16 protein-coding genes are annotated in these 19,788 nt (G+C 68.1%); 7 read left to right on the top strand and 9 right to left on the bottom strand.

Annotated features, from left to right (window positions below; all coding sequences use genetic code 11):
* The 6 genes from AC6LJ2_RS22755 to AC6LJ2_RS22730 form a co-directional block, all read right to left on the bottom strand.
* A partial coding sequence (locus tag AC6LJ2_RS22755; protein WP_498152241.1) for a transposase occupies positions 1-415 on the bottom strand: 415 nt, incomplete at its 3' end.
* A 585-nt stretch (positions 416-1,000) separates the two neighbouring features.
* The gene (gene dapA / locus AC6LJ2_RS22750) at positions 1,001-1,903 is read right to left on the bottom strand and encodes a 4-hydroxy-tetrahydrodipicolinate synthase (RefSeq protein ID WP_498152240.1); all 903 of its coding nucleotides are present in this window, start codon (positions 1,901-1,903) and stop codon (positions 1,001-1,003) included.
* Positions 1,904-1,940: 37 nt separating this feature from the next.
* A complete protein-coding gene (locus AC6LJ2_RS22745; RefSeq protein ID WP_498152239.1) occupies positions 1,941-3,716 on the bottom strand; it encodes an ABC transporter permease subunit in 1,776 nt (591 codons plus the stop codon).
* A 4-nt stretch (positions 3,717-3,720) separates the two neighbouring features.
* Positions 3,721-4,818, bottom strand: coding sequence for an ABC transporter ATP-binding protein (locus AC6LJ2_RS22740; protein WP_498152238.1), 1,098 nt, complete (start codon positions 4,816-4,818; stop codon positions 3,721-3,723).
* Between the two features lie 22 nt (positions 4,819-4,840).
* The gene (locus tag AC6LJ2_RS22735) at positions 4,841-5,923 is read right to left on the bottom strand and encodes an ABC transporter substrate-binding protein (protein WP_263909187.1); all 1,083 of its coding nucleotides are present in this window, start codon (positions 5,921-5,923) and stop codon (positions 4,841-4,843) included.
* 43 nt (positions 5,924-5,966) lie between these two features.
* A complete protein-coding gene (locus AC6LJ2_RS22730; protein WP_498152237.1) occupies positions 5,967-7,391 on the bottom strand; it encodes an FAD-binding oxidoreductase in 1,425 nt (474 codons plus the stop codon).
* Positions 7,392-7,611: 220 nt separating this feature from the next.
* On the opposite strand from AC6LJ2_RS22730, the gene AC6LJ2_RS22725 reads away from it, so the two are divergent.
* Together AC6LJ2_RS22725 and proC are read left to right on the top strand one after the other, a co-directional pair.
* Positions 7,612-8,760, top strand: coding sequence for an alpha-hydroxy acid oxidase (locus AC6LJ2_RS22725; RefSeq protein WP_263909191.1), 1,149 nt, complete (start codon positions 7,612-7,614; stop codon positions 8,758-8,760).
* Positions 8,761-8,778: 18 nt separating this feature from the next.
* Positions 8,779-9,585, top strand: a complete 807-nt coding sequence (gene proC, locus AC6LJ2_RS22720) for a pyrroline-5-carboxylate reductase (RefSeq protein ID WP_263909193.1) — start codon at positions 8,779-8,781, stop codon at positions 9,583-9,585.
* A 10-nt stretch (positions 9,586-9,595) separates the two neighbouring features.
* Here the strand turns inward: proC and AC6LJ2_RS22715 are convergent, their stop codons facing one another.
* Positions 9,596-11,041, bottom strand: coding sequence for an MFS transporter (locus AC6LJ2_RS22715; RefSeq protein WP_498152236.1), 1,446 nt, complete (start codon positions 11,039-11,041; stop codon positions 9,596-9,598).
* A gap of 95 nt (positions 11,042-11,136) precedes the next feature.
* Between AC6LJ2_RS22715 and AC6LJ2_RS22710 the strand changes: the two genes are divergently transcribed.
* From AC6LJ2_RS22710 to AC6LJ2_RS22695, 4 genes are all read left to right on the top strand, one after another.
* A complete protein-coding gene (locus AC6LJ2_RS22710; protein ID WP_498152235.1) occupies positions 11,137-12,123 on the top strand; it encodes a helix-turn-helix transcriptional regulator in 987 nt (328 codons plus the stop codon).
* Positions 12,124-12,174: 51 nt separating this feature from the next.
* Positions 12,175-13,071 carry a DMT family transporter gene (locus AC6LJ2_RS22705; RefSeq protein WP_445657657.1) on the top strand — a complete coding sequence of 299 codons (897 nt, stop codon included), beginning with the start codon at positions 12,175-12,177 and terminating at the stop codon, positions 13,069-13,071.
* A 322-nt stretch (positions 13,072-13,393) separates the two neighbouring features.
* On the top strand, positions 13,394-14,059 hold the full coding sequence (locus tag AC6LJ2_RS22700; RefSeq protein ID WP_263909199.1) for a PadR family transcriptional regulator: 666 nt from the start codon (positions 13,394-13,396) through the stop codon (positions 14,057-14,059).
* Positions 14,060-14,084: 25 nt separating this feature from the next.
* Complete coding sequence (locus tag AC6LJ2_RS22695; protein WP_263909201.1) at positions 14,085-14,900, top strand: siderophore-interacting protein; 816 nt, start codon at positions 14,085-14,087, stop codon at positions 14,898-14,900.
* Between the two features lie 65 nt (positions 14,901-14,965).
* Here the strand turns inward: AC6LJ2_RS22695 and AC6LJ2_RS22690 are convergent, their stop codons facing one another.
* Positions 14,966-15,844, bottom strand: a complete 879-nt coding sequence (locus AC6LJ2_RS22690; RefSeq protein WP_498152234.1) for a LysR family transcriptional regulator — start codon at positions 15,842-15,844, stop codon at positions 14,966-14,968.
* Positions 15,845-15,948: 104 nt separating this feature from the next.
* On the opposite strand from AC6LJ2_RS22690, the gene AC6LJ2_RS22685 reads away from it, so the two are divergent.
* Entirely contained in the window at positions 15,949-16,809 is an 861-nt protein-coding gene (locus AC6LJ2_RS22685) for an isocitrate lyase/PEP mutase family protein (RefSeq protein ID WP_263909205.1), read from the top strand.
* Between the two features lie 93 nt (positions 16,810-16,902).
* On the opposite strand, the gene AC6LJ2_RS22680 is transcribed toward AC6LJ2_RS22685, so the two are convergent.
* Positions 16,903-19,788, bottom strand: a complete 2,886-nt coding sequence (locus tag AC6LJ2_RS22680; RefSeq protein ID WP_498152233.1) for a WG repeat-containing protein — start codon at positions 19,786-19,788, stop codon at positions 16,903-16,905.

Below are 19,788 nucleotides of genomic sequence, written 5' to 3'. Positions count from 1 at the left end.
GCTCGGCCAGGAACCCCTGGATCTCGCGCACCGTCATGCCCCGTGCGTACATCGCGATGATCTTGTCATCGAACCCGGTAAAGCGGCGTTCATGCTTGGGGATCAGGATCGGGGCAAAGCTGCCATCGCGGTCCCTGGGGATGTCTACCCGCAAGGGGCCGTCGTCGGTGAGCACTGTCTTGCGGCTCTTGCCGTTGCGCTGGTTGGTCGCCTGCTCGGGGCGCTCCTGGCCCTGGGCGTAACCCAGATGATGCCCAAGCTCGGCACCCAACGCCCGTTCGATCAGCGCCTTCTTGAACGCCATCGACAGGTCCTGCACCGCCTCGGCGGTCATCGGGCCTTTAACGAATTGATCGACCAGGTCCGCCGGGATCGACGGCAACTCTCGCAGGGGAAGTTTCTTCTTTGTGGCCATACAGGTGCTCCTTGAGCGGTATGTTAGGCCTCAAACACAAAATTTATGACACTCCCCTGGCTTGCGCATGCTGGCTGTCTCGCGCGCCGCCCATCAGGCGCTGCACATTGATGTCAACGCCACGGCATCCGCGCCGCTACAGGCCAACAGCATTTCTGATGCCACGTGCTCCGCTCACACACAAGAGCGACATCCTGACAGCACCAACATCACTACCTACACGCGAGAGCGTCATCGGCGCACGCAAGACGCCGCGTAAGCTTCGTAAGGCCGCCCGCGCGGCCGGCACGAAGCGGGCACCGTCCCACCCCGCCCACCCCCCTCTGACCGTGGCTAACATGCCAAGCACACCGACCGCCCCAGGGTCCGCCATTAAGTCGCATCAAGAGCGCGTGGCGGTGTCGGGGTGGGGTGGGCGGGGCGTGTAGATGCGCCCGAGGGAATCCGTAGGGAGCCGAAGGCGGACGAGGATGACGACGGGGCAGTCCGGAGCGAAGGCTCCGGACCGCAATCGTAGCCCCGCCCACCCCACCCCGACACCGTCACGCGCGGCTTAAGAACTCAATTCTTCAAACACTCAATTCTTCAAACGCCCTCAAACTCCACCAACAACGGCTTCAACACAACCCGCAGCGCTTCCTGCAACTCAGCCCCCGGCTCCACCAAAGGATCCAAAACACAAGGAGAATCGACGCCGATAAGATCCATCACAGACTTCATCGGTCCAGGATTCGTCTCCGCGAATGCCAGGTTCATCAGGGGGATCAGGCGGCGGTGCAGCAGCATGGCGGCTTGGGTTTGGCCGGCCGCGGCCAGGTCGTAGACCTGGCGCCAGGCCTTGGGCAGCAGGCTTGCCGTCACCACGATGCCGCCGCGGGCGCCGGCGGCCAGGTGGACGGGGAGCAGCGTATCTTCGCCGCTGAAGACGGCGAACGAATCGTCTACGCCTGCCACCGTGCGCAGGAAGTGGTACATGTCCGTGTTGCAGGCCTTCATCCCGATGATGTTCGGGTGGCGCGACAGCTCGTGCAATACCTCCGGGGCAATCGCGATGCGCGTGCGGTACGGAATTTCGTAGATCATGATCGGCAGCGGCGAGGCGTCTGCGTAGCGCAGGAAATACTCGCGGATGCCGGCTTGCGTCGGTGTCGTGTAGTAGGGCGTCAGCACCATCAGTGCGTCCGCGCCTGCGTCGGCGAATTCCTGGCCGGCTTGCAGTGCGTCGTGGAAGCCGGGGTCCAGTACGCCGGGGATCACCGGCACGCGGCCGGCGACGGCGTCTACCGTCAGCTTGCACATGCGGATGCGTTCGGCGCGGGCCAGCGCGCCGTATTCGCCCGTGCCGCCCAGCGGCACGATGCCGTCGATGCCTTGCTTGAGCAGATAGGCGATCAGCGCCTGGGCGGCCGGGGCGTTGATCGTGTCGTCGGCGTTGACCGGGGTGGGGATCGCGGGGAACACGCCGCGCAGTTGGCTTGCATTCAACATGGAATAGATCCTGATAAAAGGGAAACGGCGCCGCGTGTCAGCCCGCCAGGCTGCGGCGGCGCAGCCGGTCGGCGAGCCAGATCAGCGCGGCGATGAAAATGAACAGGCAGGTCGATACCGCTGCGATCACGGGCGAGATTTGCAGCGTCACCTCGTCCCAGAACTGCTTGGGCAGGGTGGCGTTCAGGCCGCCCGAAGCGAACAGCGCAATCGTCAGCTCGTCGAACGACGTTGCAAACGCGAACAGGAACGACGACATCAGGCCCGCGCCCAGGATCGGGAACGTCACGAATCGCAGCGTCGACCACGGGCCGGCGCCCAGGCTTTGGGCCGCCAGGTCCAGGCGCGTGTCGTAGTTGCGCAGCACTGCCATCATCGTGATCACCACGTACGGCACGGCCACCACCGTGTGGGCCAGGATCAGGCCGATCGTCGAGCCCACCAGGCCGACACGGGCAAAGAAATAGAACATGCCCACCGCGATGATCATGCGCGGCACCACGATGGGCGACAGCACGAAGGCCAGCATCGCGGACTTGCCGCGCATGTCGGCGCGCACCAGCAGGAAGGCCGCTGGCGTGCCGATCAGCATGGCCAGGAGGCCCGTGCCCACGCCCACGATCAGTGACCGCGTGATCGCCTGCATCCATACCGGCGACGTGAACATCTGCTCGTACCATTGCAGTGATAAGCCCTTGGGCGGCCAGGTCAGGCCCGAACCCGAATCGAACGACAGCGGGATCATCAGGAACGCGGGGGCGGACAGGAAGGCCAGCACCGCCAGCACGATCCACCACAGTGTGCGGGACTGGCCGGTGCCGGACACCGAGCGGCGCAGGCGCTTGGGCAGCAGCGAGAACAGGCGGTCGGACAGCGCGGCCAGCACGTCCAGCAGCGCTTCGCCCGCGCGGCGCATCAGGCCGGGCTGGCTTGACGTACGAGGGCGCGATGCGCTGCCGCCGGTCATGGTCGACAGCCCCAGGATCTTGTCGTACAGGGCGAAGACCACCAGCACCACCACCAGCAGCAGCACCGACACCGCGCCGGCGAATTCCCAGTTCATGGTCTGCTGGACCTGGTCGATGATGATCTGCGTGATCATCGTTTCCTTGCGGCCGCCCAGCAGCGCAGGCGTGATGAAAAAGCCGATCGCGGTGACGAACACCATGATGGCCGCGGCGGCCACGCCGGGCATCGACAGCGGGAAGTAGATCTTCCAGAACGCCGTGCCGGGGCGCGCGCCCAGGGTCGATGCGGCGCGCGGCAGGTTGCGGTCGATGTTCTCCATGACCGACAGCATCGTCAGCACCGCCAGCGGCATCAGCGCATGCACCATGCCGACCAGCACGCTGCCGAAGTTGTAGAGCAGGTTGGCCGGCGCATCCAGGATGCCCAGCGCCTGCAACAGCTGGTTGACCACGCCGTTGCGGCCCAGCAGCACGACCCAGGCGAAGGTGCGCACCAGGAAGCTGGTCCAGAACGACAGCAGCACCCAGAACAGCAGCGAGGTCTTGCGCCGGGCCGACAGGCTGGAGATCAGGTAGGCGACCGGGTAGCCGGCCACCACCGCAAAGAACGTCGTCCACAGCGAGATCTTCAGCGTGATCAGCAGCACGTTGACGTACACCGACGACTCGAACAGCCGGTGGTACTGCGCCAGCGTGAAGCCCTGGTCGCCGTAGAAGCTGAGCAGCAGCAACTGGCCGACCGGATAGATCAGCAGCACCAGCAGCAGGATCACCAGCGGTGCGGCCATCAGGAAATGGCGGCGGCCCTGGCTCATGCGCTTGCGGGGAGGGGCGAGGGGGCTCATGCCGTCACTCCGCGATGGCGACCGCGTCGGCGGCCTGCCAGCTGACCGACAAGGGCTGGCCGATGGCGTATTGCTCGGCCTCTCGGCGGGTGGGGTAGGCCACCACGATCGGGGCGCCGTCGGGCACGCCCGAATCGAGGTACAGCTTGGTCAGGCTGCCCGTCACCATCACGTCGAGCAGCTTGCCGGTCAGGGCCGGGCCGTTGGGGCCGGGGGCCGCGGCGGGGCCGGCTTGCAGGTTCTGCGGCCGCAACATCAGCGTGACCTTCTGGCCGACCTTGATGGCGGCGCCGTTGGACAGTACCTGGCCGGTCACGCCCTGGTGCGCCAGCTTGACGGTCAGCGTGTCGCCATCCACCGCGGTGACTTCACCCGGCAGCAGGTTGGATTCGCCCAGGAAGTCGGCCACGAACAGCGTGCGCGGGCGGAAGTACAGGTCGGCCGGGGTGCCCAATTGTTCGATCGCGCCGCCGTTCATCAGGCAGATGCGGTCGGACATGGTCATGGCCTCTTCCTGGTCATGCGTCACGTAGACGATGGTCGTGCCCAGCTCGCGGTGGATGCGCTTGATCTCCAGCTGCATCTGGTCGCGCAGCTTCTTGTCCAGCGCGCCCAGCGGTTCGTCCATCAGGATGATCGCGGGGCGGTAGACCATGCAGCGCGCCAGGGCGATGCGCTGCTGCTGGCCGCCAGACAGTTCGCGGGGCAGCCGCGTGCCGACCTGCGGCAGCCGCACCATGTCCAGTGCTTCCTGGGCGCGGCGCTTCGCTTCGGCCGCCGGGACCTTGCGCATCTTCAGCGGAAACGCGATGTTCTCCAGGATGGTCATGTGCGGGAACAGCGCGTAGTTCTGGAACACCATGCCGATATCCCGCTCGTACGGCGCGCCGTAAGTGACGTCGTGGCCGTCGATCAGCACGCGGCCTTCGTCTGGCCGGGCCAGGCCGGCGATCAGGCTGAGCAGCGTGGTCTTGCCCGATCCGGACGGGCCCAGCAGGGTCAGGAATTCGCCGCGGGCGACGTCCAGGTGAGTGGGCGCCAGGGCGACGAAGTCGCCGTAGCGTTTGCCCAGGCCGGAGATTTGCAGATTGGAAGAAGACATGGTGTTCGGCGTATGCAGAGATTTACTTCAGGACCCAGCCGTTGAAGCGCTCGAGCACGTCGCGCTGCTTGTCCAGCCAGTACGCGGCGTTGATGTGCAGGCCGGTCTTGATGTTGTCGGGATGGGTGGGGCAGTTGCGCGCCACGTCGGCCTTGATGAAATCAAACGCGGCGGGTTGGGTGACGCCGGCGGCGAAGTACTCGACCAGCGCGGCCTGGCGCTTGGGGTCGGACGCGAACTTGATGAATTCGCGGCAGGCGTCGGCGTTGGGCGTGCCCTTCAGGATGGACCAGTTGTCGCAGCCCCAGATGTTCTGGTCCCACACGATCTGCACGGGGGCGCCGTTGGCGATGGCCGATTGCGCGCGCGAGACCCAGGTGGCGATCATGTCGACCTCGCCCGAACCCAGCATCTGTTCGACCTGCGCGCCGGTGTTCCACCACACGTCGACCGACGGCTTGATCTTGTCCAGGCTGGCCAGGGCGCGGTCGACGTCGCAGGGGTAGACCTTGTCGGTGGGCACGCCGTCGGCCATCAGCGCTTCTTCGATGGTGTCGAACGGATGCTTGCGCAGGCCACGGCGGCCGGGGATGTTCTTGACGTCCCAGAAGTCCGCCCACGAGGCCGGGGCGCGGCGGCCCTTGAAGGCGTCGGTGCGGTACGCCAGCACCGTGGTGTAGACGTTGTTGCCCACGCCGTAGGGCGACATGTATTGCTTGGGAATCGTGGCCACGACCGGGTCGGATTCCAGGCCGTGCTTTTCCAGGTAGACCTTGCCGCCTTCGGTCAGCATCAGGATGGCGGGCTGGCTGATCTTGGCCATGTCCCAGGTGTAGTTGCCGGTGTCGACCATGCTGCGGATCTGCGCGGTGGGCTCGGCGTTGGCCTGCACGCCCACCACCTGGATGCCGGTGGCGTCGGTGAACGGCTTGTAGAACACGGCGCCATAGGCCTTGCTGTAGATGCCGCCGTCATCGCGCACGACGATGCGCTTGGAGGCCGCGCGCGACGGCGTCCAGATCATGGGCATGGCCAGGGCGGCGACGCCGGCGGCGGCGGTCTTGAGCGCGCTGCGGCGCGAGGCGTTGTACGTAGTGCGTTTCATGGAAGGCTCCAGCGGGGCGGGGACGGCGGACGGAAAGGGCGCTTCAGGGCAGCAAGCGGCCGGGATTGAAGAGGGCGGCGGGGTCGAAGCCGGCTTTCAGCGTGCGCATCATGGCCAGCTCGACCGGCGACTTGTAGTGCGCCATTTCGGCCAGCGACGTGCGGCCCACGCCATGCTCGGCGCTGAAGGTGCCGCCCAGCGCATCGGCGGCATCGTTGACGGCGCGGCGGATGGCGGCGGCCGTGGCGTCGCGCTCGGGCAGCGCGTTCCAGGCGTCGAACGTGAAGAACGGAATGAAGTGCACGTTGCCGTCGCCCAGGTGGGCCACGATCAGGATGGGCAGGCCAGGCACCAGGCGATGGACGGCTGCGGTGGCCTCGGCAATGAACTGCGGCACGCAAGAAACAGGCACGGCGCTGTCGGTGGTCAGGCCGACGCCGGCCTTCTTGTTGCCTTCGGACACGCTGTGGCGGACTTCCCAGAGCGCGGCGCGCTGGCTGTCGTTGGTGGCCAGTACGGCGTCGTGCAACAGGCCTTGTTCCGAGGCCTGTTCCAGGATCTGCTGCAGCACGTCCTGCAGTTCGGGGCCGCTGCCGGTGTCCGACAGTTCCACCAGCACGTGCCACGGATGCACGCCCGCCAGCGGATTCTTGCGGCCCGGCACGTGCGCCATGACGATGTCCAGCTGGTTGCTGTCGATCATTTCGAAACCGGACAGGCGCGAAGCGCATTGCTGCTGGAACAGGCCCAGGATGTCCAGCGCGGCCTGCGGATCGGTCGGCGCCAGCCAGGCGACGGCGTGGCGGGTGGGCAGCGGGTGCAGCTTGAGCACCGCCGCGGTCACGATGCCCAACGTGCCTTCGGAGCCGATGAACAGGTGCTTCAGATCAAAGCCGGTGTTGTTCTTGCGCAGCGCGGTCAGGCCGTGCCAGATCGTGCCGTCGGGCAGCACCACTTCCAGCCCCAGGATGTTGTCTCGCGTATTGCCGTAGCGCAGCACGCCGGTGCCGCCGGCATTGGTGGCGATGGTGCCGCCGATCTGGCACGAACCTTCGGCGCCCAGGCTGATGGGGTACAGGCGGCCGGCCTCGGCGGCCGCCTGCTGCACGGTGGCCAGCACGCAGCCGGCTTCGACTTCCATGGAGTTGTTGGCGGGGTCGATGCGGCGGATCTTGCGCAGGCGGGCCAGGTTGACGATGACGGGCGGCGGGCCCGCCGCATCGGGCACGGCGCCGCCGCACAGGCTGGTGTTGCCGCCTTGCGGCAGCACCGGGGTGGCGTGGACATTGCACAAGCGCACGATGTCGGCCACCTGCTGCGGGGTCCCCGGCAGCGCCACGCACAGGGCCGGGCCCTTGTAGCGGCCGCGCCAGTCTTCGGTGTAGCCGGCCATGTCGGCCTCGTTGCGCAGGATCGCGTCGGCGCCCAGGGCCTGGGTAAGCGCGTCGAGCAGGGCAGTGCTGGTCATGTCTGTCGTCCCATGGGGATCGGGGGGAAGGAAACCCGATCACGTTGAGACACAGCATACGATTACTTAAATCGCTTTTCGATTTGATTAATCGTATATCAATTGATTTTAGGGTATGTCCTAGGGCGGAAGGCCCGAATGGCGGTTTTTAAAATAATCGAAATACAATCGATACGTTCGATATGTAATTTAAACGGAATCCGGCCAACAAGGAAGAGCCATGCTGCCCAGCGTGATGGATTACCGGACGCAGGCGCGCAAGCGGCTGCCCCGGCTGGCGTTTGATTATCTGGAAGGCGGGGCCGAAGACGGCGCCACCCAGCGGCGCAATACGGCCGCCTATGGCGAGCTGGAATTCCAGCCCCAGGTGCTGGCGGACGTGAGCGACTGCCAACTGGGCACCACGGTGCTGGGCGCCGCCGCAGCCATGCCCGCGATCGTCGGGCCGACCGGCCTGAACGGCCTGTTCTGGCCCGACGCAGACGTGCACCTGGCGCGCGCCGCCCACCAGGCCGGCCTGCCGTTCGTGCTGTCCACCGCGTCGACCTCGCTGCTGGAAGACGTGCGCGCGGCCAGCGCGGGCGAACTCTGGCTGCAGCTCTACGTGCAGCGCGACCGCCGCATCGCCGAGCACCTGATGGACCGCGCCTGGCGCAGCGGCTACACCGTGCTGTTCCTGACCGTGGACGTGCCGGTGCACGGCAACCGCGACCACGACAAGCGCAACGGCTTCAAGCTGCCGCTGCGCCCATCCGGCCGCCTGTTGCTGGACCTGGCTGCGCACCCCGGCTGGTGCTGGCGCATGCTGCGCGGCGGCGGTCCGCAGCTGAAGAACCTGGCCGTCAGTTCCAACGCGCGCGAAGACATCACCGAGCAGGCCGGTGCGCTGAGCCGGCAGATGGATCTGGCGTTGACCTGGGACGACATCGATTGGCTGCGCCGCAGATGGCACGGGCGCATCGTCATCAAGGGCATCCAGACGCTGGCCGACGCGCGTCGCGCCCGGGCCCGCGGGGTCGATGGCATCGTGCTGTCCAACCATGGCGGCCGGCAGCTGGAAAGCGCCCCCTGCATGCTGGATGCCTTGCCCGAGGTGGCGGCTGAACTGGGGCATTCGCTTGAGATCCTGGTGGACGGCGGCGTGCGGCGCGGCAGCGATATCGCCAAGGCGGCGGCGCTGGGCGCGCGCGCCGTGTTGCTGGGCCGCGCACCGCTGTACGGATTGGCCGGTCGCGGGCCGCGTGGCGCGGGCGAGGTGCTGGCGATTCTGCGGACCGAGCTCGAGAACACATTGAGGCTGCTGGGGCGGGACCACATCGGCGCCCTGGACGGCGCCGCGGTGCGCCGGCGCCGCGCCATTTTCGATTGACCTGAGGAACGGAACATCATGCGCGAAAAGATTGTCTTCATCGGCGGCGGCAACATGGCCAGCGCCATCATCGACGGCCTGCTCCGGCAGGGCCGCAAGCTCGCCGACTTCCTGGTGGTGGAACCCTGCGAGTCCACCCGCGCCAGCCTGCTGGCGCGTGGCCTGGCGTGCCGCGAAAGCGCCGGCCCCGAACTGGCCGACGCGGCGTTGTGCGTGCTGGCGACCAAGCCCCAGGGTTTGCGTGAAGCCTGCGCGCAGGTACAGGCGCACTTGCCGGCGCACGCCACCGTGGTCAGCATCGCGGCGGGCGTGAATCTGGCTTCCCTGTCGCAATGGCTGGGGGACCATGCGCGTATCGTTCGCGCGATGCCCAACACGCCCGCCAAGGTGGGGCTGGGCATGACGGGCCTGTACGCCACCGCGGCTTGCGAAACGGCGCAGCGCGACCAGGTGGACAGCCTCTTCGCGGCGGTGGGCGAACGCATCTGGGTCGACACCGAAGCCATGATCGACGCGGTCACCGCCGTGACCGGTAGCGGCCCGGGCTACGTGTTTTATTTCATGGCGGCGCTGGAAAAGGCGGCGAGGGAGTTGGGCTTTGGCGCGGCCGATGCGCGGCGCCTGGCGGTGGCGGCGTTTCGCGGCGCGGCCGAACTGGCCGCGGGCGACGATGCGGCGCTGACCGAGTTGCAGGACCGCGTGACATCCAAGGGCGGCACCACCTACGCCGCGCTGACGCACCTGCGCGAGGCCGGCGTGGCGCAGGCCATCACCGAGGCGGCCTTGAAGGCCGAGCAGCGCGCACGGGAATTGTCGGCGGGGTAGGTCGACGGGGTCAGCGCTGGCGGCCCAGCCACGCCAACAGCAATACCGATGCCGCGATGGCGGCCACGTTGAATTGCATGGCGCTGGCGAACGCGTGCGCATAGCGATCGCCGACCGCAGCATCGGCATACGCATCCAGCGCGCCGCTGAACAGCATGCCTGCTGCGGATACGCCCAAGGCTGCGCCCACCTGCTGCAAGGTCGCGACCACGCCGGCGGCCATGCCGGCGTGGCGGTCTTCGACCAAGCCCAGCGCCAGGTTCACCAGCGGCGTGTTCACCGCGCCTTGCGCCGCACCGAGCCACACCAGCGCGGGCACCAGCGACCAGGGCGCCAGTGCGCCGCCCGCCGCCCCCACTTGCAGCATCAACGCCGCCGTCGCGCCGCCATACAGCACGGCGGCCACCAGGATCGCGCGCGTGCCGCAACGCGCCACCAGCCGCGGCGCCGCCATCGAGCCGGCCACGAAGCCCACGCTGGCCGGCGCGAACACCGTGCCCGCCGTCAGCGGGTCCACGCCCAGGCCGGTCTGCAAGAGCAGGGCGTAGCAAAGGAACATGGCGCTGGCGGTGGAAAACACCAGCGTCACCAGCAGGCAGCCCGCCGCAAAGCGCGGTTGCGTCAGCAAGGCCATGTCCACCAGCGGCGTGCGGCCTGCGGCAGCGGCGCGGCGCTGCAATTGCGTGAACCACGCCAGCAATGCGATCGACGCGACGCCCGCGGCCCAGGTCCACACGGGCCAATGGCGCGCGGGGCCTTCGACCAACGCCAGCAGCAGCAAGCCCAGGCCCAGGCCGACCAGCGCGGAACCCGGCCAGTCCATGCTGGCGCCCGCGGCATCGCGCGATTCGGGAATGTGACGGGCCAGCCGCCAGGCGATCAATCCTAGCGGGACGTTGACCAGGAAGATCGTGCGCCAAGCCAGCCCGAACAGATCGGCATGCACGATCCACCCGCCCAGCACCTGGCCGGCGATGGCCGCCAGCCCCAGTGTCATGCCGAGCAGGCCGAAGGCGCGGCGGCGCGCATGGCCGTCGTAGCTGACGCGGATCAGCGCATAGACCTGCGGAAACAGCATCGCCGCGGCCGCGCCTTGCAGCACGCGCGCGGCGATCAGCGCGTTGGCGCTGGGGGCCAGGCCGCACAGGGCAGACGCCAATGCAAAGCCCGCCATGCCCAGCATGAACAGGCGCCGCCGGCCATGCCGGTCGCCCAGCCGGCTGCCGGCAATCAACAGCACGCCATAGGCCAGCTCGTAGGCCACGATGATGAAGTTGATCTGCGCGAAGCTGGCGTCCAGCGTGGCCTGCATGCTGGGAATGGCGACGTTGACGACGAACAGGTCGAAGATGGTGATGAAGCCGCCGGACAGCAGCACGGCCAGGCCGAGCGGGCCGGGCGTGGCGGGTGATGATGCGGGGGCGGGGCAGGCGGCGGGCAGGGCGCTGGAAGACATGGATAGGCCAGGGGAAAGACGATTGGCGCTATTCTGGGCGGGTCCGCAGCCTTATACAATTTAGCTGTTTATGCTGTTACTGAAGGCAATAGCCGATGCCCCGTTCCCGCAAGCCTGATCCCGTGATCGACGTGGCGCCTGTCGCCGCGTCGGTCTCCTCCTCCCGCGCCACATCGGTTGCCGCAGGCAGTGCGGCGGCGGCATCGGCTCCCCCGTCCGCGGCACGCCTGGACCGCACGCGCAGCGACCTGGCCGAATTCCTGCGCCTGCGTCGCGAACGCCTGAGTCCTGCGGCGTTGGGCCTGCCCGCCGGCGGCCGCCGCCGCACGCCGGGCCTGCGGCGCGAAGAAGTGGCGGCCCTGGCGGGCGTGGGCCTGGCCTGGTACACCTGGTTCGAGCAAGGCCGCAACATCAGCGTGTCGGCGACGTTCCTGGAAAACCTGGCGCGCGTGCTGAAGCTGGATGCGGCCGAACGCCGCCACCTGTATCTCCTGGCGCATCAACGTCCGCCCGCGGAACCCGGCCGCACCTGGTGCACCGTGCCGCCGCAGGTACGCCGGCTGATGGACGACCTGCCGACGCGCCCCGCCTACATCCTGAACCTGCGCTGGGACGTGGTGGTGTGGAACGCCGCGGCCGAGCGCGTGTTCGGTTTTGGCGCGCAGGCTCCGGGGCGGCGCAATCTGCTGTGGATGCTGTTCACCGACCCCGCCATGCGGCAGTTGTTCGTCGACTGGCCGGCGCAGGCGCGCGCCATGTTGTCGACCTTCCGGCGCGACTTTGCGTCGGCCGCGGGCGTGCCCGACATCGCGGAGCTGGTCGACGAACTTGAGCGGGTGTCGCCGGACTTCAAGGCGTGGTGGCGCGAACACGATGTGCACGGCAACTGCATGGGCGTGCGCAGCCTGCACATCGGCCCGCTGGGCGACGTGGCCTTCGAGCATTCGACGTTGTCGGTCGACGAAAGCCGGCATCTGCGCCTGGTGGTGTACGCGCCCGCACCGGACGAACCGCAGGCCCGCGCCTTTGCGCAGTGGCTGGCGCGCAAGCCCGCGCGGCCCGCGCGTGGCTCCAGAGAATAAGCGCCGCGTGGGTCTACGGCGGGGGCGCGGCGCACTCCTATAGTCGGCGCCATGCCTGCCGAAAACCTCTCCCGCCGCCATGCCCTGACCCTGCTCGCCATCGTGGTATTGGCGTGGGGATTCACCTGGGTCGTCAGCAAACTGCTGCTGCAATACATGACGCCGATCTGGGCGGTGGCGGCGCGCAGCCTGGTGGGCACTGCCGCGTTGCTGATGCTGGGCCTGGCGTTGCGCCGGGTTGCATGGCCGGTCAAGGCCGACATTGCCGTGATCCTCAGCGTGGGCCTCTTGCACATGGGCGCCTTTGCCGCGCTGGTCAGCCTGGGGTTGCAATACGTGCCGGCGGGCCGCTCGGTGGTGCTGGCGTACACCACGCCGCTCTGGGTGATTCCTGCCGCGCGGCTGTTCCTGGGCGAGCCGATCGGACGCGGCCGCCAGGCGGGCCTGGCGCTGGGCCTGGCCGGACTGGCCGTCATCTTCAATCCCCTGGCATTCGACTGGCACGACGGCGACGCCGTGTTCGGCAACGGCCTGGTGCTGCTGGCCGCGCTGTGCTGGGCCGCCAACATCGTCTACGTGCGGGCGCATCGCTGGGTCACGCCGCCGTTTGAACTGGCGTTCTGGCAGGCGCTGCTGGCGTCCGTGGTGCTGGCGGGGGTGGCGTGGGCGGCCGAAGGTACGCCACGCGTGGTCTGGAGCCCGGACCTGGGCTGGCTGCTGGGCTACGGCGGCGTGTTCGGCATTGCCGTGGCGTACTGGGCGGCGGTGAATGTGAACCGCTCGTTGCCTGCCGGCGTCACGTCCATCGGCTTGCTGGGCGTGCCGGTGGTGGGGCTGCTGTGTTCGGCGGCCATCCTGCACGAGCCGCTGAGTACGCCGCTGGTCGTGGGGATGGCGCTGATCGTGGCGGGTATCGCGGCCGGGGTGTTGGACAAGGGGCGTCGCTAGCGAGATTTGAAAAAGGCGCTTGACGCCGGGAAGTCGGGCTGTGTATCGTAAGATATATATCTTAAGATGCATCGTAAGTCATATCCCAGATACCCAGCGAGGCCATGCCATGCGCCACTTCCACTTCCTGGCCGCGTTTTCACGCGGTCTTCGCCATGAATCCCGCGACGGCCACGGCCGCGGCGGCCACGGTGGCCGCCATCATCATGAACGCGGCAGTCACCATCACGAATACGCCGGGGGGGCGTATGCTGGCCATGGCCGGCATCACGATTACCCCGGCAGCCCATACGAACAGCCTGGCGCTCGTCACGCCCAGGACATGCCTGACGGCAATTTCTGCGAAGGCGGCCGTGGCCGTCATCGTCGCCATGCCGGGGGCGGCGGTGGCTGGTTCGGCGGCCCCTGGGGCGGCCGTGGCGGCGATGCCGACGACAGCTTCGGCGGCGATGGCCGCGGCTGGGGCCGTAGCCGCAAGGTGTCTGCCGATGACCTGCAACTGATGCTGCTCGGCCTTCTGGAACAGAACCCCAGCCATGGCTACGAGCTGATCAAGGCGCTTGGCGCACTGTCCAACGGCTTCTACACACCCAGCCCCGGCATGGTCTACCCCGCGTTGACCTACCTGGAAGAGCTGGGCTACGCCACCGTCGAACAGGAAGGCACCAAAAAGCGCTACCACCTGGCCGAGCCGGGCCGCGCCCACCTGCAAGCCAACCGCGAGCGCTTGTCGGTGATGTTCAACAAGCTCAAGCACGTGGCGCGCAAGATGGACTGGATGCGCCAGGCCTGGAGCGGCGAATCGCGCGCCGCGCCCGCGGACGACGAGAACGCCACCGGCTGGATCGACGAATTCGTCCATGCCCGCCAGGCGATCCGCCATGCGCTGCTGGAACGCACCGAGGCCTCGCCGGCCGAACAGCGCCGCATTGCCGCGATCCTGCGCCGCGCCACCGAGGAAATCACCGGCAAGAAGGACTGTGCCTGATTCCGTTCATTCCATTGGAGTACCCATGACCCGTAGCGACCTGACTGTCGAACGCGTGCGCCATTCGCTGAAGATGCGCATCCTGACCGTGGCGCGCGTCGAGCGCATCGCGGGCCTGTTGGCCCGCGTCACCTTTACCGGCGAAGACCTGCACGACTTCGTCTCGGCGTCTTTCGACGACCACGTGAAACTGTTTTTCCCCGCCGATCCATCCCAGCCGCCGGCTTTGCCCGAAGTCGGCCCCGACGGCATCAAGTTCCCCGAAGGCGTGCCGCGTCCGGCCGCGCGCGACTACACGCCGCGCCGTTTCGATACGGCCCGCCAGGAACTGGATATCGACTTCGTGCTGCATGGCGATGGGCCTGCGTCCACCTGGGCCGAGCAGGCCGAGGCGGGCCAGCGGCTGGGCATCGGCGGCCCGCGGGGTTCGTTCGTCGTGCCCACGGGCTTTGACTGGCATGTGCTGATCGGCGACGAGACCGCGCTGCCGGCCATCGCGCGCCGCCTGGAGGAACTGCCCGCCACCGCGCAGGCGCTGGTGCTGATCGAGGTGCCTGGCGCCGACAACGAAATCCCGCTGGCTACGCGCGCCCAGGCCAATGTGCGCTGGCTGCATCGCAACGGCACGGCCGCCGGCTACAGCACGTTGTTGCTGGAGGCCGCGCGCGAACTGACGTTGCCGCCGGGCGAGGGCTATACCTGGATCGCGGCGGAATCTGCGGCGGCCAAGGCCGTGCGCGAAATCATGGTGGCCCAGCACGGCATCGACAAGAGCCGCATTCGTGCCGCCAGCTACTGGAAGCGCGGCGCGATAGCGGTGCACGAGTCGCACGAAGACTGACGCAACGCACCCATCGGCCCTGGGCTGTCGTCCCACCGCGGCATATGTCGGCCGCGTGCGGGCGTCTACCCCTGCGCCAGCGCCAGCAGATTGGCCACGCGCCCGCGCGGTGAGTCTTCGCGCACCGCCAGCCCCAGCACCGCGCGCGGCCAATCCAGCGCAAACGGGCGGTACACCACGACGTCCGGACGCAGATGGCGCAGCGACGCGGGCACGATGGCCACGCCCATGCCCGCGGCCACCAGGTTCACCGCGGACGACAGCTGCGGCGCGCGCTGCCCCGGCAGCGGGTTCAGCCCATGCTGCCGGCAGGCGGCCATGATGTCGGCGCTGAGCCCATAGCCGGACTTGCGCGAATACTGGATGAAGCGTTCCTGCACCAGGTCGGCGGGCGCCAGCCGCTTGCGTCGCGCCAGCGCGTGGCCCAGCGGCAAGGCCACCATCAACGGCTCTTCGGTCAGTTGCAGAAAGCGCAGCCCGCCGTCCATCGCGAAGGGCGGGCGCACGAACGCCGCGTCGATCCTGCCGTCGCGCAGCTGCGCGACCAGCGTTTCGCTGTCGTCCTGCGACAGCGTCATTTCCACGTCGGGATACTGCTGCCGATACAGGCGGATCAGTTCGGTCACGACCGGGTGAAACGAGGCCGATTCGGTAAAGCCCAGCGCCAGCTCGCCGACCTCGCCACGCGCGGCGCGCTGCGCCGTCTGCACGGCCGCCTGGGCGCGTTGCAGGATGTCCTGCGCGCATGCCAGGAAGGCGCGGCCCGCGTCGTTCAGGCTGACGCCGCGCCCGCGGCGGTCAAACAGCGGGGTACCCACTTCTTCTTCCAGTTGCCGGATCTGCTGCGACAACGGCGGCTGCGCCATGCCCAGCTGTTCGGCGGCGCGGGTGAAGTGCTGGGCCTCGGCCGTGGCCACGAAATAGCGCAGGTGACGCAGTTCCATATCGATACCTGAAAAGTACTGATTATCAATTTTCCATATATTGGACATTCTATTGCAGCGGAACGATCATGCAGGCATCGATCTTTCGTTTTCAAGGAATGCACATGGCCCCCTCTCTGACCCCCGGCGCGCGGCTGCGCCAGCTTCTGGCGCAGGACATCGTGGTGGCGCCCGGCGCCTACGACGGGATGTCGGCCCGCCTGGTGACGGCCGCCGGTTTCAATGCGGTGTACGCCAGCGGCGGCGCCATTGCCCGGGCCGCCGGCTACCCGGACATCGGGCTGCTCAGCTTTACCGAGGTGATGGACCGCGTGGAAAAGATCGTCGATGCCAGCGGCCTGCCGGTGGTGGCCGATGCGGATACGGGTTTCGGCGGCTCGGCCAACGTCGAACGTACCGTGCGCATCATGGAGCGCGCCGGCGTGGCTGCCTTTCATATCGAAGACCAGTCATTTCCCAAGCGCTGCGGCCACCTGGACGACAAGAGCCTGGTGGACGCCGGGGAAATGTGCCGCAAGGTGCACATCGCGCGGCAGACGCTGGCCGACGCCGATACCCTGGTGATTGCGCGCACCGATGCCATTGCGGTGGAAGGCTTTGACGCGGCCATCGCGCGCGCCGAGCAATACGTGAAGGCGGGCGCCGACATGGTGTTCGTCGAAGCGCCCGAAACGCTGGAGCAGATCCGCGCCATCGCCGCGCGGTTGCCCGGGCTGAAGCTCATCAACATGTTCTACGGCGGCAAGACGCCGCTGGTGCCGCTGCCCGACCTGGCGGCCATGGGCTATCGCCTGGCGATCATTCCGTCTGACCTGCAGCGTGCAGCCATTCACGCGATGCAGGCCACGCTGGCCGCCATCCGCGAGACGGGCGACAGCCGCGCGCTGGCCGACCGGCTGACCAGCTTCAAGGAACGCGAAGAGATCGTGCAGACGCGCCGCTACCTGGCGCTGGATACGCAGTAACCGCGCGCTGTGGACCGGGCGCGGAACGCCCGGTCACGGCAATGCATCCGGCAGCCGCAGCGCACCCGGTGACTGCGCCGTTGCGACTGCGCGCTAGCGCTGGCAGCGTTGCGGCATCGACAGTGGCCACAGCCGCTGGTTGTACGCACCGTACAGCGTGCGGATGCCACATTCCATGCCGACCCGCGCCACCATGGCGCCTTGCTGATCCAGGATCATCGACATGTCGCGCGTGGACACCACGGCGCGTTGGCCCGAGAACGGCGTAGCGTATTGGTACACCGGCGCGATCGCCAGCTTGCCCTGGCCGTCGGCATAGCCCAGCAGGCCGCCCACGCGGGCCAGGGCCAGGCCGTCGCGTCGCAAGCCCAGGTATTCAAACACCGGGCCATCGGCCACGGCCTTGTCGTTGACGGCGCGCTCGGTGCCGTTGGGCAGCGTCATGACCGCGCGGCCCTCCGAGAAGCCCGAGCCGAAACCGGCCAGCGTCATGCGCGTCTTTCCCGTCAGGTCCGCATAGTGGGTGATGTGCCGGCCCTGCTGCTGGTCGCGCCGTACCAGCCAGGGCGAGCCCGTCGGCCAGCTCCATTCGCCCGCAGGCAGCGTGGCCACGGTCTTGCCGTGTTCGTCGATGAGGCGCGCACCGTCATCGTCGCTGAGCAGCGCGCGGGCGGGCTTGCCCTGGAAGGGCGTGCCGGCGACCGGACCCGGGGCGATCTGCCAGCGGCCGGCGCCGTCCAGGTAGCCGTAGCGGTTGGCGCGGCGGATGGACATCCAGCTGCCCATCGGGGTGTAGCTGGCGTCCTGCACGTCCAGCGCATCGGACGCGTCGGGCGCGATCATCCAGCGCTGCTTCTGGCTGTAGGCCAGGTAGGCGCCGTCGTCGGTGCGCGAGACGTCCATGCCGGACTGGAACGTGGTCAGCGCGCGGCCGGCGGTATTGATGACGGCTTGCGGCCGCTGGTAGTCCTCGCCCTTCCAGCCCGCCTGCGACACCAGCCACAGCTTGTCGCTGACGCGCGTGGCGCCGTGATGGCTGGGCGGCACGACCCACTTGCCTTGCTGGTCGATCACGCCGACCTTGTCCGCGCCCAGGGCGGCCACGGCCTGGCCCTTTTGGAAGACGCCTATGAACTGGAACGCGGGCGCCGACACTTCCTTGCCGGCGATGAAGTCGTACAGGCCCCACGGATCGCCTTCCGCCGCGGTCTTCAGGTAGCGCACCAGGCCGGGCGCCACGACCTCGGCCTCGAAATAGTCGGGCAGGGCGTAGGTCTTGCCGGCGCGGTCGATCAGGCGCGCTTCGCCTTTGGCGTAGATCAGCGCATAGCCATGGCGGAAAGCGCCGATGTGCTGCTGCAAGGGCAGGTCCATCGGCTTGCCGCGCGCATCCAGCAACTGCATGCCGTCTTCGGTCTGCGCGGCGTAGCGCAGTTGGTCGGCGGTGGGCGTGTCGCCGGCTTCGTCTTTCGCTGCGTATTCGTCTTGCGGGCCGTCCAGCGGCAGCACGGCGGTCCACGTCTTGTCGGTGGCCACGCTGCCATCGGCCAGCAGCAGGCCGGCGCTGCTGTCGCCGCACTGGCAGTAGCCCTGGCCCAGCAGGCCCAGTGGGCCGCCGGGCACATCCAGCGGCATGTCGCGCAGTTGCGAACCCTGCGCGGCCGCCAGGGCCTCGGGCTGCAGTATCGCGCGGCCCTCGGCATCCAGTGCATTGAACAGCTCACCGTCTTCGCCGGACAGCCACAGCTTGCCCTGGCGCAGCGCGAGCCGGCTGACATTGGCCAGCCAGGGCGGCGCGGTGTCGCCATGCAGCCACGTGCCCTTGGGCGTGAGCAGCCCGGCGACGCGGCCCGCGGGGTCGCGGAACAGCACGTAGTTGCCTTCATTCTCGGCAGCCGTCATGCCCGTGCCCAGGGTCACGGGTTCGGCGCGGCCCGGCACATAGGCCTTGAGCGTGTCGCGCGTGGCGTAGACCAGCGTGTCGCCGTGCAGCACCGTCGACTGCGCCTCGGCGTCGGTCAAAGTGCCCAGCGGCTGGCCGGCGGCGTCGAGCAGCGCATAGCCGCCGCGCGGCAGCTGCGCGCTCCAGAATGCCTCGCCCACCTTGATGATGCGGCGATAGTCCTTGCCCTGGCCGATGACGTTGCCGGCGGTGTCGATCAGCGCCACCTCGTTTTCACCCTCGGCAAGCGCCAGGGTGTCCTTGGATCGGCGCGAGATGTCCAGGTACTGCGGTTTCACGCGCCAGTTCCAGTCGCTGCCGAGCAGCCCATACCGACCGTTCGCGTCGGCGGCGATGAACAGGTCGGGGCCGTAGCCGGACAGGATGCGGATGTCGTCGGTGGCGTAGCGGCGTTCGCCGGTGTTGGAGCGGTATTCCTCGCGGTAGGTGATGGCCACCTGCGCCGGCTTGCCCTCGCCCAGTTGCACGCTTTGCACGCTGGCATCAAGCGCATCGCCCACGGTGTTGCCGCTGCGGTCGATCAACTGGTATTGGCCATCCCGCGTCACCACCGCCAGCCCCGCTTCGACGAAGTCGGACACGCTGCTGTAGCGCGGCGGCACGGCCATCTTGCCCTTGGCATCGATAAAGCCCCACTTGCCCTTCCAGCGCACCGCGGCCAGGCCATGGTGGAAGTCGCCGACCGCCTCGAATTGCGGATTGATGGCCAGCTTGCCGTTGCCGTCCAGAAAGCCCCAGGCGTGCCGGCGCAGCGATTCGTCGGTGGGGACGCGGTCGATCTCTTCCAGCGCCGACGGCAACAGCACGGCGGCGCGGTTGTCGGACAGCGCGCGGATGCAGCCCAGGGCCGCATTGCCGTGGCCGTCGCGATCCTCGACCATGGCGCTGGTGTTGACGGCCGACGCATCGACGCAGACGCTGCGCGCCTGGCGGTACTGGGCGTGGGCGGACAAAGAGACGCCCAGCGCGGCGAGGGCGCAGGCGAGACGGGTGGCGTGAAACGCGCGTGAGGTCAT

The organism is Achromobacter sp. 1014246743 (genome assembly GCF_059760725.1).
Note: the sequence above shows the minus strand (reverse complement) of the source record. Positions and strands in the feature narration are given on the sequence as shown.